This window comes from Kitasatospora sp. NPDC088391 (assembly GCF_044753345.1).
GTDB lineage: Bacteria > Actinomycetota > Actinomycetes > Streptomycetales > Streptomycetaceae > Kitasatospora.
On the sequence record NZ_JBIVNB010000001.1, the window covers coordinates 782,894 to 796,321 of the forward strand.

Genomic DNA, 13,428 nt, shown 5'->3' on the forward strand with positions numbered 1-13,428 from the left:
GCAGCTGGTTCGCCCCGCCCGTTCCGGGCGGACGCGTCGTAAGAGGGAACCCGGTGGGAATCCGGGACTGCCCCGCAGCGGTGAGCGGGAACGACCGCCGTCACAGGCACTGGGGCCCGGCCCCGGGAAGCGACGGCCAGTAGGTGGCCCCCTTCGAGGGGGCCGTGCCCGCGAGTCCGAAGACCTGCCGCTGCCCGCGGACCGCGGTGGTCCGCGGTCTCACCGCGACCCCGAGGGCGGGCGACGGCGACGACGGGCCGCGCCGGCCCGGCCGTTCCCGTCCGCGCACCCGGGTCCGTGAACTCGCGAAGGAGAGTTCCGTGGAGCACGCCGCCCGACCCGGGGGGACCGTCCGATGACGACCACTCCCGCCCCCGCCCGCACCTCGGCCGAGTCCGCCGTCACGCTCGCCCACATCATGAGCGAGCACGACACCAACCTCTACGGGACGGTGCACGGCGGCGTGGTGATGAAGCTGATCGACGACGCGGCCGCCGCGGCCGCCGGCCGCCACGCGGGCGTCCCCGCGGTCACCGCCTCCGTCGAGGGGATGTCCTTCCTCGCCCCCGTCCGGGCCGGCGACCTGCTCACCGTCCACGCCCGGGTCGAACGCGCCGGCCGCACCTCCATGCACGTCTCGGTGGCCGTGACCTCGGAACGCTGGAACCTCACCGGCCCGGTCACCGACGTCGCCACGGCCCGGCTGGTCTTCGTCGCGATCGGCCCCGACAGCCGCCCGCACCCCGTCCCGGCCCTGCGCCCCGGCGGCTGACCCGGCCGGGTGTGCGGTCGTGCCGGACCGGAGGCCGGGAGCCCCCTCGCGGGGCCGCGGAGAAGGGGGCGGGGGTTCAACGACCGCGTACTTTCAACGATTCGTCGGTCGTTCCGCGGGGCCGGGACCCGGCGCGGGGTGAGGTACTGGATGCACGGCGGCCCGCTCTCCGAAGAAGCCGAAGGACCCGGTCGCCCTCTCCGTCGGCTCAGGCACGGCACCCCCTTCTCGCGGCTCGCCCCGCTCGCGGCTCGTCCGGGGCGATGCCGGTGGCCGGTGTCGTCGCGACACGCAGCACGCTCGAGGAGTCCAGGTGACAGTGCCACGCCCCGGGGACCCGATCCCCGGGCTCTACTGCCCGCCCGTCGCCGAACCCGACGCCGCCCTGGTGGCCGAAGTGGACGCCCGGATCGCGGCGTGGGTGAGGAAGGAGGACGTCTGCCCGCCGCAGTGGCAGGAGGGACTGATCGGGTTCGCGGTCGGCCGGGCGGTGGCGTTGCAGTACCCGGACCACGCGAGCATCGACCACCTGATGGCCGCGGCGGAGCTGCTGGCCGCCGAGAACGTCGTCGACGACTGCTACGTCGAGGACTTCGGCGGTTCCCCGGAGGGTCTGGGAGCGCGACTGGTGATCGCCCAGTCCGCCCTGGACCCGGCCCACCTGACCGGCCCGTACCAGGGCGACTGGGAGCGGGGCGTCCAGGGCGACGAGGCGCTGCGCAGCTACCGCACCGCCGTGCGGGACTTCGAGGCGATCGCCACCCCCGCCCAGGCGGACCGGTTCCGGCACGACATGGCCCGCCTGCACCTGGGTTACCTGGCCGAGGCGACCTGGAAGCTCGACGGGCGGGTCCCCGCGGCGTGGGAGTACCTGACCATGCGCCAGTTCAACAACTTCCGCCCCTGCCTGACGATCACCGACGCCGTCGCCGGCTACGAACTGGCCGCCGAGCTCTACGCCCTCCCCGAGGTCCAGGAGGCCGTGGCGCTGGCCTGCAACGCCACCACCATCGTCAACGACCTCTACTCCTACACCAAAGAGCTGGACATGCGGCACCCGCACCTCAACCTGCCGATCGTCCTGGCGGCCGGGACCGGCGACCACCGCGGCGCCTACCTCGGGGCGGTGCAGGTGCACAACGACCTCATGCGCGCCTTCGAGGACGCCGCGGGCCGCCTGCGCGGCCGCCACCACTCGCTCGACCGGTTCCTGGGCGGCCTCACCGCCTGGGTGCTCGGCAACCACCACTGGCACCGGACCAACACCGGCCGCTACACCCTCCCCGACTTCTGGAGCTGAAGGGAACGCCCCATGAGCACCGTTGCCTCCCACAGTCGCTACCAGCAGGACATCGCCGACTACTGGAACGCCGAGGAACGTCCCGTCAACCTGCGTCTGGGCGACGTCGACGGCCTCTACCACCACCACTACGGCGTCGGGGACGTCGACTGGTCGGTCCTGGAGGCGGCGGAGCCCGACCGGGACCAGGCGATCATCAACGAGATGCACCGCCTGGAGACCGCCCAGGCCCACCTGCTCATCAAGCACCTCGGCGCGGTCAGGCCCCAGCAGCGGATCCTGGACGCCGGCTGCGGCCGCGGCGGCACCTCGGTCCTGGCCCACCAGGCCTTCGGCTGCCACGCCGACGGCATCTCGCTCTCCTCCAAGCAGGTCGACTTCGCCAACCGCCGGGCCCGCGAGCTGGGCATCGACGACAAGGTCGCCTACCACGTGGGGAACATGCTGGAGACCGGCTTCGACCCCGGCGCCTACCAGGCGGTCTGGAACAACGAGTCGACCATGTACGTCGACCTGAAGGACCTGTTCGCCGCCCACTCCCGGCTCCTCGCCCGCGGCGGCCGCTACGTGACCGTCACCGGCTGCTACAACGACGTGTACGGGCAGCCGTCCAAGGCGGTCTCCACCATCAACGCGCACTACGAGTGCAACATCCACGCCCGCTCCGAGTACTTCGCGGCGATGGCCGCCAACCGCCTCGTCCCGGTGCACGTGGAGAACCTCACCCCGGCCACCGTCCCGTACTGGGAACTGCGCACCCACTCCTCGGTCACCACCGGCATCGAGGAGGCGTTCCTCAGCTCCTACAAGGACGGCAGTTTCCAGTACCTGCTGATCGCCGCCGACCGCGTCTGACCCTGCGCGGGGGCGGGCGCCCCGCCGTCAGGCGTCGGCCGCGCACAGGCGCCCGGCCCGGGCGAGCAGGCGGCGGGCGGCGGGCTCGCGCCGGTAGGTCCGCAGCGAGCGGCGCAGTTCCCGGAGGGCGGCGTCACCGCGGGCCGAGGACACCTGGGGGTAGTCGTCCAGGAACCCGTCCCAGGTCGAGCACGCCGGCTCCAGCCGCCCTCGGGCGAGCTGGAGCCCGGCGAGCCGGGCGGTGGTGAGCATCCTCGCCCGGCGCTCCTGGGAGGGGCGCAGGCGCAGTGAGGCCGCCAGCGCCCCGCAGGCCGCGGGCAGGTCGCCGACCGCGGCGAGCACCTCCGCCTGCTGGTGGGTGAACGCGGCCAGGTGGTACCCCCCGAGCTGGGAGCCCCCTCCGTCGGCGGCTTCCAGCAGCCGCTCGGCCCGTCCCAGGGTCTCCAGCGCCCGCCGCCGCTCCCCCGTCGCGGCGAGCGCGAGGGCTTCCTGGCCGAGGACGAAAGCCGCCGTCTCGGCCGGCAGGCCGGAGAGGTTCCTGGCGGCTTCCTCCGCGAACAGCAGGGCGAGCCGGGGGTTTTTCAACTGGTGCGCCTGCATGCTCATCTGACGCACCGCGATCGCGTGGCGGACCGGGTCGCCGGATTCCGCGGAAAGCCGCACCGCGATCCGGAAGTACGCCTGCGCGACGCCGTGCAGGTTTTCGTCGAACGCCATGAATCCGGCCAGATAGGCGAGGTCCCCGGCGGCCTGCAGCAATCGTCGGGCGGCGTGCGGGGAGGACGAGCAGGTGAGGTATTCGGCGATATTCACGGACAGGTACGACGCGAGGGCCGAGCGCACCCTTCCTCCCCCGAAGGCCGCGTCGGCGTGGGCGAAGAGGTCGACCATCGACTCGGCCGACCGCACGTGGTCGAGGCCGATGCGTCCGCCGCCCCGCACGGGCCCCGGCCACCGTTCGGGATCGGGGAGGGCGGGCACCGGGACGTAGGGAAGACGCCGCGGGTCCCGGCCCGCGAGCTTCTCCTCCTTGCCCAACTCGCGCAGTCGCTCGTCCACCCGGACGCGGGTGTGCTCGGTGGCGGGGTCGGGTGACGGCTCGGCCAGGCCGACGTGTTCGGGCCGGACCTCCCGTCCGAGGCGTCGGGACAACGCGCGGCAGAGGAACCGGCCGGTCTGCCCGCGCGGCCTGGAGCCGGCCAGCCAGTGCGCCACGTTCGTGCGGTCGTAGTGGGTCACCAGGGCGCTTTCCAGGGCTTCGGCGTTGACGGCCCGGGCGAATTCCGGGCCGGTCCACCGGGCCTCGTCGAGCAGGGCACGGAGTTTCATGTTCGGCACCCGAGGATTTTTCACGGCACCCCCTGATCGAATTCAACAGCCGGCGGCTTTCAACACCCGCGGTGCGCGGGGCAGTTCCGTGCCGCCGGGAACAAGTGCGCAATGAACACTGTGACGGCCCGTCAGCCGTCGCTGCAAGAGCCCCGGAAAACGGCGCGGGCGGTCCACGAGGAGGCGAGGCGGCACATGGGCGCGAGGGCGACCGATCACCACGAACAGCGGACCGGCCTGCTGCTGGAGCAGGCCCGCGGCCGGACCGACGGACTGCTCCGGGCCTGCCTCCAGGACCTGCCGCCCCGGATGCGGCTCATCTGCGGCTACCAGCTGGGCTGGTGGGACGCCGACGGCACCGGACCGCCGGTCGGCGCCGGCAAGGCCCTGCGCCCGGCGCTGGCACTCGCGGCCGCCCGGGCGGCGGGCGGTCGGGCCGAGGACGCGGTGCCCGCCGGGGCGGCGGTGGAGCTGGCCCACAACTTTTCCCTGGTGCACGACGACGTGGTGGACCGGGACGAGACCAGGCGTCACCGCCCCACCGCCTGGAAGGCGTTCGGCGTCCCGGACGCGATCATGGCCGGTGACGCCATGCTCGCCATGACCTCCCGGGTGCTCGTCCGGCACGACCGCCCCACCCTCGGCGAGTCGGTTCGCCGGCTCGGCACGGCGGTCGCCCAGCTGTGCGAAGGGCAGCACCTGGACTGCTCCTTCGAGCACCGCGCCGACGTCGGCCTCGCCGAATGCCTGGAGATGGCCGAGGCCAAGACCGGCGCACTGCTCGGCGCCGCCTGCGCCCTGGGCGCGCTGGCCGTCGACGCCTCCGGCGGGCAGGTGGGCGCGATGGACGCGTTCGGCCGCCGCCTGGGCCTGGCCTTCCAGCTGGTGGACGACCTGCTGGGCATCTGGGGCGATCCGGCGGTGACCGGCAAGCCGGTCGGCGCCGACCTGCGCGTCCGGAAGATGTCGCTGCCGGTGGTCGCGGTGCTGGAGACGGGGACCGAGCCGGCGCGCCGGCTCCGCGCCCTCTACTCGGTCGACCGCTGCCTGACCACCGCCGAGGTGACCCGGGCCACCGAGCTGCTGGAGCTCGCCGGCGGCCGGCGCTGGGCCCGCGGGCAGGCCGAGGCCCACCTGCTCGCCGCCCTGGACGTGCTGGACCGCTCGCTGCCGTCCGGCGGTGACGCCACCGACCTGCGTGCCCTGTCCGCCCTGATCACCCGGAGGAAGCTGTGAGCGTCCACCCGACCGACGAACTGCCCTCCCGCACCGTGCTGCTGGCCGCTCCGCGGTCCTTCTGCGCCGGGGTCGAGCGGGCCATCGACGCCGTGGAGCGGCTGCTGGACGCCCCCGGCCGCGAGGCCCCGGTGTACGTCCGCAAGCAGATCGTCCACAACACCCACGTGGTGGCCGGCCTGGCAGCCCGGGGCGCGGTCTTCGTGGAGGAGCTGGACGCCGTCCCCGAGGGCTCCACCGTGGTGTTCTCCGCGCACGGCGTCTCACCGCAGGTCCGCGAGCAGGCCCGGGAGCGTCGCCTGACCGTGGTGGACGCCACCTGTCCGCTGGTCACCAAGGTGCACTCCGAGGCCCGCCGTTTCACCGCCCGGGGCGACACCGTGGTGCTGATCGGGCACGCCGGCCACGAGGAGGTGGAAGGCACCCTCGGCGAGGCGCCCGGGAGCATGCTGCTGATCGAAACCCCTGAACAGGCAGCCGGCTTGGAGGTGCCCGATCCGGGCCGGGTGTCCTACCTCACCCAGACCACGCTGGCCCTGGACGAGACCGCCGACGTGGTCGGGGCCCTGCGCGAGCGCTTCCCGCTGCTCCAGGGTCCGTCGGGGGACGACATCTGCTACGCCACGACCAACCGCCAGCTCGCCGTCCAGGCGGTCGCGCACCGCGCCGACCTGGTGCTGGTGGTGGGCTCCGCCAACTCCTCCAACTCGGTCCGGATGGTGGAAGTGGTCCGCCGCGGCGGCACCGCGGCCCACCTGGTCGAGGACGCCTCGGGGATCGACCCGGCCTGGCTGGTCGGCGTCCGGGTGATCGGCCTGTCGGCGGGCGCCTCCGCCCCGCCCGACCTGGTCACCGAGGTCGTCGAGGCGCTCGGCGCCCACGGCCCGGTCACCGTCGAGGAGTTGACCACCACCGTGGAGGACGTCGCCTTCCAGCCGCCCGCACCGGTGAGGGGCCGGGCATGACCGCCCCCACCGTCCTCACCGTCCCCACTGTCCCCACCGTCCCCACCGTCCTCGCCGGCACCGACGACCGGGCGGTGCCCGGCCCGCTCGGGGACCTGGCGGGCCCCGGACACCTGAGGGCCCTCCCGGTCGGCGCCCTGGCACTGCTGGCCGAGCAGATCCGCACCCTGCTGATCGAGAAGGTCACCGCTGCGGGCGGCCACCTCGGACCCAACCTCGGCGTGGTCGAGCTGACCATCGCACTGCACCGGGTCTTCGAGTCGCCGCACGACACCCTGCTCTTCGACACCGGCCACCAGACCTACGTGCACAAGATGCTGACCGGCCGCCAGCACGAGTTCGACGCCCTGCGCCGGCCGGGAGGGCTCTCCGGCCACCCGAGCCGGACCGAGTCCGCGCACGACATGATCGAGAACAGCCACGCCTCCACCGCCCTCTCCTACGCCGACGGGATCGCCAAGGCCCGCGCCCTGACCGGGGAGCACGGCCGGGCGGTCGTCGCGGTGGTCGGCGACGGCGCGCTCACCGGCGGCCTCGCCCTGGAGGCGCTGAACAACCTCGGCGCCGCCCCCGAGCGGCCGGTGGTGGTCGTCCTCAACGACAACACCCGCTCCTACGCCCCGACCGCCGGCGCGCTCGCCGCCCACCTGGCCGCGCTGCGGGACGGCAGGGCACGGGGCAACCTGTTCGAGCAACTGGGCCTGGCCTACCTCGGCCCCGTCGACGGCCACGACCTCGCCGTACTCGAACCGACGCTGCGCCGGGCCAGGGAGATGGCCCGGCCGGTGGTGGTCCACGTCGTCACCGACAAGGGCCGCGGCTACCCGCCCGCGCCGGCCGACCGGGACGAGAAGATGCACGCCGTCGGCGTCCTCGACCCGCTCACCGGCCGTCCCGCGTCCGGCCCGCCCCCGCCCACCTGGACCGACGTGTTCTCCGAGCACGTGACCGAACTGGGCGGCCACTACGACGACCTGGTCGCCATCACAGCGGCGATGCCCGGCCCGACCGGGCTGTCCCGCTTCGCCGAACGCTTCCCCGAGCGCTTCCACGACGTCGGCATCGCCGAGCAGCACGCCGTGGCCAGCGCGGCCGGCCTGGCCACCGCCGGCGCCCGGCCCCTGGTCGCCGTCTACTCCACCTTCCTCAACCGCGCCTACGACCAGGTCCTGATGGACGTCGCCCTGCACCGGCTGCCCGTCACCTTCGTGCTCGACCGGGCCGGGATCACCGGCCCCGACGGGGCCAGCCACCACGGAATGTGGGACGTTCCGCTGCTCGCCTCCGTCCCCGGCCTGCGCCTCGCCGTCCCCCGTGACCCGTCCTCCCTGCGCACCCTGCTCACCGAGGCCGTCGAGGACCAGGAGCACCCCACCGCCCTGCGCTTCCCCAAGGCCGCCGCCGGGGCGGACATCCCGGCCGTGCGGCACCTCGGACCCGTCGACGTGCTGCTGCGCCCGGACACCCCGGAGGTGCTGCTGGTGGCGGTCGGCCCGCTCGCCGCCGCATGCCTGGAGGCGGGGCGCCACCTCGCCTCCACCGGAACCGGCGCCACGGTGGTGGACCCGCGGTGGGTGCTGCCCGTCCCGGCCGAACTGCTCGACCTGGCCGCCGGGCACCGCCTGGTGGTCACCGTGGAGGACAACGTCCGCAGTGGCGGGGTGGGGGACGCCGTCGCCCGCGCGCTCGCCGACCGCGGCTGCCGGGTGCCCGTGACCTCCCTCGGCCTGCCCGGCCGCTTCCTGCCGCACGGCTCCCGGCCGGAGCTGCTGACCGCGGCCGGGCTGAGCGCCGAGCAGATCGTCCACGCCGTGCTCCGCGCCCGGGCCGACCCCGCCCACCCGTTCACCTGACGCGCCCTCACCTCCTACCTTCGGAGAGACGATGCTCAGCCTCCAGGCTCCGCTCCCCAAGCGCCGCGCCTCCCGGCAGATCCAGGTCGGCACCGTACCCGTCGGGGGCGACGCGCCCGTCTCGGTGCAGACCATGACCACCACCGTCACCGCCGACGTCGACGCCACCCTCCAGCAGATCGCCGCGATCACCGCCGCCGGCTGCGACATCGTCCGCGTCGCCGTCCCCTCCCAGGACGACGCCCGGGCCCTGCCGGCCATCGTCCGCAAGTCCCCCATCCCGGTCATCGCCGACATCCACTTCCAACCCCGCTACGTCTTCGCCGCCATCGACGCCGGCTGCGCCGCGGTCCGGGTCAACCCCGGCAACATCAAGGCCTTCGACGACAAGGTCAAGGAGATCGCCCGGGCGGCCGCCGCCGCGGGCGTGCCGATCCGGATCGGGGTCAACGCCGGCTCGCTCGACAACCGGCTGCTCGCCAAGTACGGGAAGGCGACGCCGGAGGCGCTGGTCGAGTCCGCCCTGTGGGAGTCCTCGCTCTTCGAGGAGCACGGCTTCCGCGACCTCAAGATCGCCGTCAAGCACCACGACCCGCTCACCACGATCGCCGCCTACCGGCTGCTCGCCGAAGCCTGCGACTATCCGCTCCACCTCGGCGTGACCGAGGCCGGCCCCGAACTGCAGGGCGCCGTCAAGTCCGCCGTCGCCTTCGGCATCCTGCTCCACGAGGGCATCGGCGACACCATCCGGGTCTCCACCTCCGCCCCGCCCGTGGAGCAGGTCAAGGCCGGGAACCACATCCTGCAGTCCCTGGGGCTCCGCCCGCGCAAGCTGGAGATCGTCTCCTGCCCGGGCTGCGGCCGGCTCCAGGTCGACATCCACCGCCTCAGCCGCGAGGTGGAGGCGGCCTTCGAGGGGTTCCCGGTCCCGCTCCGGGTCGCCGTCATGGGATGCGTGGTCAACGGGCCCGGCGAATCCCGCGAGGCCGACCTCGGCGTCTCCTCGGGCAACGGCAAGGGGCAGATCTTCGTCAAGGGGGAGATCGTGCGCACCGTACCCGAGTCACGCATCGTGGAGGCCCTGCTGGAGGAGGCGCTGCGGCTCGCCGAGCGGACCGGGGCGCCCGAGTGAACGCCGCCCACCGTGCGCACGCTCCGCCGCCGGGGCCTCGGGGGCGCGTGTTCACCACGCCCGTGAGCCCCGCACGCCCGCCGGGTGCGACCGCGCGCCCCCGAGGCTCCCCATCCCGAGGGGGCGCACTGCCGAATACCGGGCAGTGTGCCGGGCGCTCCCTGCCCGGACCTCGAAACGCAGAAGGATGACCACACGTGCATCGGTCGACCATGACGGAGTTCTTCCGCGCAGCGGCTGCTCCGCAGGACAGGGTCACGGTGGTGACCTCGTTCGAGCATCCGCAGCGCGGGACCGTGCGGCTTCCGGCCGCTCCGCTGCTGGCGGCGTGGTTGGCCGCCCGGGGGATCGCCCACGCGAGCGGGGCGGTCCGTCCTCCGGGCGCGGGCGAACCCGCTGCCCATCAGAACGGACGTCCCGGCATGCTGGCGACCACCTACCTCGACCAGGACGGGAACGCGGTGGGTGTGGCCCTGGTGGCGCCGGCCCGCCATGTCTCGGCCGCCCGCCTCGCGGTGCAGACCTTCACTGCCGCGCTGCGCACCCGCCGGATTCTTCTGCCCGCCCCTGCCACCGCGTGCCCCTCCGCCCGCAGTCACCTCACGGCGCCCGGCCCCCGCCGGTCACCGGACCCCGTTCCGGAGAACACGCCTGCCGCCCACCGTGAGCCCTGCCCGGCCGTGGGCGAGGCCCGGCGGACGGCCGCACTCCACCTCGGCCAGGGCGAGTCGCTCCTCCTCGTCGGCTCAGGATCCGGCGCCTTCGGCACCCTCGGCGCCCTCGGCGCCCTGCCGCCCGAAGCGGTGGTGCCGGGCCGTCCCGAGACGCTGACGGTGAGGTCGCCGGAGCAGGCCGAGCTGGTCGCACCGGCGAACCCGAAGAGGACCTCCTTCGTCGCCGTGCCCTGCACTCCGGTGCAAGAGCTGCGCGAGATCGTCGCCGTGCTCCGCCGACGGTTCCCCGCACTGCGCGGACAGCATCCCGACCAGTGGTGCTACCGGGCGTCGGACCAGCGCGACGCCGTCGAGTCGGCGGCCCGGCAGAGCGACCTGGTGATGCTGCTCGGCGCTCCCGGGGCGGCGCTGCCTCCGTGGCTCCCCGCCGGCCGCACCGTCCGGGTCGGCAGGGTGGGCGTGCTGACCCCCGAACTCCTGACGGACGTCTCCACCCTGACCGTTCTCGAACCGGTCCCCGGCTCCCCCGGCTCGCCGACCACCGCACGCGTCCTGTCCCTGGTGGGCGGGCTGGGTCCGCTCAGCATCGTCGACCGCCGGTCCACCAGCACCGTCCGCCCGCAGACGACGCGGTGCCTGTCCGGCGCCCCCGGCGCCGACGGGACCGGCAGCCGCTGAGAGGCCGTTGCCCCGTTCCGGGAGGGGCAACGCGCACTGCTCCGCGCCCGCGAACGGGCGCCACCGGGCCGTCCGGCGCGCCCGTGCCCGGCGGTGTGCCGGGCACGGCCGCCCCGGTCGTCAGGAGTCGGAGTAGCTGAGGTCCCCGACCGTCCAACTGCTGACGTCGTCGATGGCGATGCGGTACATGCCGCCGGTGTGCGGCAGTCCGAAGTCTCCTTGCAGGATCTTCGCCCGGTGGAAATGCAGGTGGGTGGGCGGCACCGTGCGGCTTTCGGGGGGCGACGCGAAAAGAGCGGCGAACGGCTTCAGGTGCTCCGAAGCCTGGAGGACCTCCGCCACCCGTTCCCACCACAGTGTCACCGGCGCGAGCCTGCCGGTGATCACCGCCCCGGGGACCACCACGGTCAGGGACATCTGATTGTTGTGCTCGGACTCGACCATCGCGGCGATGTCGACGAGCAACCCGTCGGGATTCGACATGGACCCAAGAATATGACACGGCCACCGGTCGCCCCACCCTCCGAACCGTCACGCCGTCCGTCGGAAGACCGCGTCCGCCGTCGGCCGTGCCGCCGGTCCGGCCGGGCACTCGAACGGCACAGCCGGGAGGCGGGGGAAGGAAGTTGACCCTACGTTGGCTGCCGGGGGGCCATCCGAGCGAGAGGTGCGCATTTCCATGGCCGGGAAGTTCGAGCTTTACACGGACGAGTCGGGTAACCACCGCTTCCGCCTGAAGGCGGCCAACGGGGCCGTCGTGGTCACCGGAGACCCTGAGGAGTCCCGTGAGCAGTGCCTGAAGAGCATCGAGTCCCTGCGCAAGCTCGCGCCCTACGCCCAGTTGCAGGAGGCGCGGGCGAACGCCTGACGCCCCCCGCCCCGAACGGGGCGACCGCCCGGAGCTCGTGACGACCCGTCGGGTCCGTCGCGGGCTCCGCGGCTTTTCCCGTCCCGGGCCCGGTCCGTCCTCTCCCCGGCCCGGGGCGGGTGCGCCATTCTGGGGGCGCGGGGAATCGGGCGGAGAGGGGCGGCGGTGTCGGGTCGGGACGTGCTGGTGGCGGCGGGGGTGCTGTTCCCCGACGAGCGGGGGCGGGTGCTGGTGGCGTACCGGTCGGCGCACCCCGTCGAGGTGCCGGGGGGCGGGTGGGAGGTCGCGGACGCCGCGGCCCGGGCGACCGCCGTCCGGGAGGTGCGGGAGGAGTGGGGCGTCACGCCGGTGCTGCGGGAGCTGGCCTGCCTGGACTGGTCGCGCGACGCCGGGCGGCCGCCGCTGGTGGTGTTCCTGTACTGGGCGGACCCGCTGACGGCGGAGCAGCTCGCGGCGCTCCGTCCGCAGGCCGCGGAGCTGAGCGGTTTCGCCCACCTGACGGCCGATCAGCTCGACTCGGCGCTGACGCCGGTGCTGGCGCGCCGGGTCGGGGCCTGTCTGCGGGCCCCGCGTTCGGCCGCGCCGCTGGAACTCGCGGACGGCCGTCCGGTCGGCCACAGCGCGCTGCACCCGGGGTCGCGCCCGGCCCCGCCGTACACCGGCCCGGCCGGTCTGCTGCCGGGTGCCGGCGAGGCCGTCGTCGTCCCGCCGCTGGACCGGGCGGCGTACCTGGCGGGCCTGCCCCGGCTGCGGGCGAAGGCCCGGATGCTGTTCACGGACGCCGCCGGGCGGGTGCTACTGCTGCGGCTGACGCCCTGGGAGGGCCAGTCGGGCTGGCTGCTGCCCGGCGGCTCCGTCGAGGCCGACCGGGAGCTGCCCCGGGACGCCGCCCGCCGGGAGACCCTGGAGGAGCTGGGCTGGCGGCGCGAGCCCGGGCGGCTGCTCACCGTCGACTGGATCGCCGACCACCCGTGGGACCCGCCGCACCTGTCGCTGACGTACGACGGCGGGACGGTGACGCCGGAGCAGTTGGCGGCGATCCGGCTGCAGGAGGAGGAGATCGTCGAGTGGCGGCTGTGCACCCCGGCGGAGGCGGCGGAGGTGCTGCGGCCGTCCGCGCTGCGGCGGCTGACGGCGTGTCTGGCCGTCCGCGCGCTGCCGCCCGGGGCCGGGCCCGCCGAACTGCTGTGCGGCGCGCCGCCGGACGGGGCCGGCCGAACCGGGCCCCGGCGGTTCGCGGCGGGTGACGGGGGCCGCACCGGGTATGAATAGGCAGGTCGGAGCGGTCCCGGCGGCCCGGCGGACCTGGTCGGCCCCGGGCGGCGCGTGGAGGTGGGCGGTGGAGTGGTCGTCGGTCGGGTCCGCGGTGGGCGGGCGGGCGGTGCGGACCCTCCGGGGCGGTGACCGGCTGGTGCTGGAGCTGGACGACGGGCTGCGGCTGACGGTGGAGAACGACTTCCGGCTGCTGCGCGCCGCCGAGGTCGACCACTTCTACCCGGCACTGGGCGTCTCCCCGTCCGGCCCGCTGGCCCGGCTCGCCGACGCGGTCGTGACGGCGGCGACCGTCACCCCGGCGGGCGGCCTGCTGCTGGTCTTCGACACCGGCCACTCCCTCGCCGTCGCCCCCGACCCGTCCCCGGGCGGCCCCGCCCACCCCTGGCGCCTCGACTCCCCCGCCGGGCCCCTCTTCACCGGCGGCCCGGACGGCACCACCCCCTGACCCCGGCACCGGCAGGGACGGGCCGGGGCCCGTCCGCCGCTTCCCT

At 74.6% G+C, this 13,428-nt stretch carries 13 protein-coding genes and 1 riboswitch; of the genes, 11 read left to right on the forward strand and 2 right to left on the reverse strand.

What is annotated here, in order from left to right; genetic code table 11:
- The first annotated feature begins 26 nt into the window (after positions 1-26).
- Positions 27-189, forward strand: a riboswitch (cobalamin riboswitch).
- 166 nt (positions 190-355) lie between these two features.
- From ACIQBJ_RS03335 to ACIQBJ_RS03345, 3 genes are all read left to right on the forward strand, one after another.
- Entirely contained in the window at positions 356-772 is a 417-nt protein-coding gene (locus ACIQBJ_RS03335) for an acyl-CoA thioesterase (RefSeq protein WP_400702618.1), read from the forward strand.
- Between the two features lie 313 nt (positions 773-1,085).
- Positions 1,086-2,072, forward strand: coding sequence for a 2-methylisoborneol synthase (locus tag ACIQBJ_RS03340; RefSeq protein ID WP_400702621.1), 987 nt, complete (start codon positions 1,086-1,088; stop codon positions 2,070-2,072).
- A 12-nt stretch (positions 2,073-2,084) separates the two neighbouring features.
- Positions 2,085-2,927 (forward strand): geranyl diphosphate 2-C-methyltransferase, encoded by an 843-nt coding sequence (locus ACIQBJ_RS03345; protein WP_400702624.1) that lies wholly within the window; start codon positions 2,085-2,087, stop codon positions 2,925-2,927.
- A gap of 27 nt (positions 2,928-2,954) precedes the next feature.
- On the opposite strand, the gene ACIQBJ_RS03350 is transcribed toward ACIQBJ_RS03345, so the two are convergent.
- Positions 2,955-4,256, reverse strand: coding sequence for a hypothetical protein (locus tag ACIQBJ_RS03350; RefSeq protein WP_400702627.1), 1,302 nt, complete (start codon positions 4,254-4,256; stop codon positions 2,955-2,957).
- A gap of 195 nt (positions 4,257-4,451) precedes the next feature.
- On the opposite strand from ACIQBJ_RS03350, the gene ACIQBJ_RS03355 reads away from it, so the two are divergent.
- The 5 genes from ACIQBJ_RS03355 to ACIQBJ_RS03375 all read left to right on the forward strand — a co-directional run bounded on the left by ACIQBJ_RS03355 (position 4,452) and on the right by ACIQBJ_RS03375 (position 10,794).
- The gene (locus ACIQBJ_RS03355) at positions 4,452-5,492 is read left to right on the forward strand and encodes a polyprenyl synthetase family protein (protein ID WP_400702630.1); all 1,041 of its coding nucleotides are present in this window, start codon (positions 4,452-4,454) and stop codon (positions 5,490-5,492) included.
- Positions 5,489-6,457 carry a 4-hydroxy-3-methylbut-2-enyl diphosphate reductase gene (gene ispH / locus ACIQBJ_RS03360; RefSeq protein ID WP_400702633.1) on the forward strand — a complete coding sequence of 323 codons (969 nt, stop codon included), beginning with the start codon at positions 5,489-5,491 and terminating at the stop codon, positions 6,455-6,457. Before ACIQBJ_RS03355 ends, ispH begins: the two co-directional genes overlap by 4 nt.
- Entirely contained in the window at positions 6,454-8,310 is a 1,857-nt protein-coding gene (locus ACIQBJ_RS03365) for a 1-deoxy-D-xylulose-5-phosphate synthase (RefSeq protein WP_400702636.1), read from the forward strand. Before ispH ends, ACIQBJ_RS03365 begins: the two co-directional genes overlap by 4 nt.
- Positions 8,311-8,341: 31 nt before the next feature.
- Positions 8,342-9,442: a flavodoxin-dependent (E)-4-hydroxy-3-methylbut-2-enyl-diphosphate synthase gene (gene ispG, locus ACIQBJ_RS03370; protein ID WP_400702639.1), complete on the forward strand. Its 1,101-nt coding sequence runs from the start codon at positions 8,342-8,344 to the stop codon at positions 9,440-9,442.
- A gap of 422 nt (positions 9,443-9,864) precedes the next feature.
- Complete coding sequence (locus ACIQBJ_RS03375; RefSeq protein WP_400702642.1) at positions 9,865-10,794, forward strand: hypothetical protein; 930 nt, start codon at positions 9,865-9,867, stop codon at positions 10,792-10,794.
- Positions 10,795-10,914: 120 nt separating this feature from the next.
- Here ACIQBJ_RS03375 and ACIQBJ_RS03380 read toward each other — a convergent pair whose 3' ends face one another.
- Positions 10,915-11,277, reverse strand: a complete 363-nt coding sequence (locus ACIQBJ_RS03380; protein ID WP_400702645.1) for a hypothetical protein — start codon at positions 11,275-11,277, stop codon at positions 10,915-10,917.
- 196 nt (positions 11,278-11,473) lie between these two features.
- Here ACIQBJ_RS03380 and ACIQBJ_RS03385 point away from each other — a divergent pair, with 196 nt between their 5' ends.
- The 3 genes from ACIQBJ_RS03385 (at position 11,474) to ACIQBJ_RS03395 (ending at position 13,382) form a co-directional block, all read left to right on the forward strand.
- Positions 11,474-11,662: a YegP family protein gene (locus ACIQBJ_RS03385; protein ID WP_400702648.1), complete on the forward strand. Its 189-nt coding sequence runs from the start codon at positions 11,474-11,476 to the stop codon at positions 11,660-11,662.
- Between the two features lie 165 nt (positions 11,663-11,827).
- Positions 11,828-12,934, forward strand: coding sequence for an NUDIX hydrolase (locus ACIQBJ_RS03390; protein ID WP_400702651.1), 1,107 nt, complete (start codon positions 11,828-11,830; stop codon positions 12,932-12,934).
- Between the two features lie 67 nt (positions 12,935-13,001).
- Positions 13,002-13,382: a DUF6188 family protein gene (locus ACIQBJ_RS03395; RefSeq protein ID WP_400702654.1), complete on the forward strand. Its 381-nt coding sequence runs from the start codon at positions 13,002-13,004 to the stop codon at positions 13,380-13,382.
- Positions 13,383-13,428: the final 46 nt, after the last annotated feature.

Coding starts and splice junctions, on each gene's coding strand:
- ACIQBJ_RS03335 (WP_400702618.1), top strand. CDS start 356: ATGACGACCACTCCCGCCCCCGCCCGCACCTCGGCCGAGTCCGCCGTC.
- ACIQBJ_RS03345 (WP_400702624.1), top strand. CDS start 2,085: ATGAGCACCGTTGCCTCCCACAGTCGCTACCAGCAGGACATCGCCGAC.
- ACIQBJ_RS03350 (WP_400702627.1), bottom strand. CDS start 4,256: ATGAAACTCCGTGCCCTGCTCGACGAGGCCCGGTGGACCGGCCCGGAA.
- ACIQBJ_RS03355 (WP_400702630.1), top strand. CDS start 4,452: ATGGGCGCGAGGGCGACCGATCACCACGAACAGCGGACCGGCCTGCTG.
- ACIQBJ_RS03365 (WP_400702636.1), top strand. CDS start 6,454: ATGACCGCCCCCACCGTCCTCACCGTCCCCACTGTCCCCACCGTCCCC.
- ispG (WP_400702639.1), top strand. CDS start 8,342: ATGCTCAGCCTCCAGGCTCCGCTCCCCAAGCGCCGCGCCTCCCGGCAG.
- ACIQBJ_RS03375 (WP_400702642.1), top strand. CDS start 9,865: ATGCTGGCGACCACCTACCTCGACCAGGACGGGAACGCGGTGGGTGTG.
- ACIQBJ_RS03380 (WP_400702645.1), bottom strand. CDS start 11,277: ATGTCGAATCCCGACGGGTTGCTCGTCGACATCGCCGCGATGGTCGAG.
- ACIQBJ_RS03385 (WP_400702648.1), top strand. CDS start 11,474: ATGGCCGGGAAGTTCGAGCTTTACACGGACGAGTCGGGTAACCACCGC.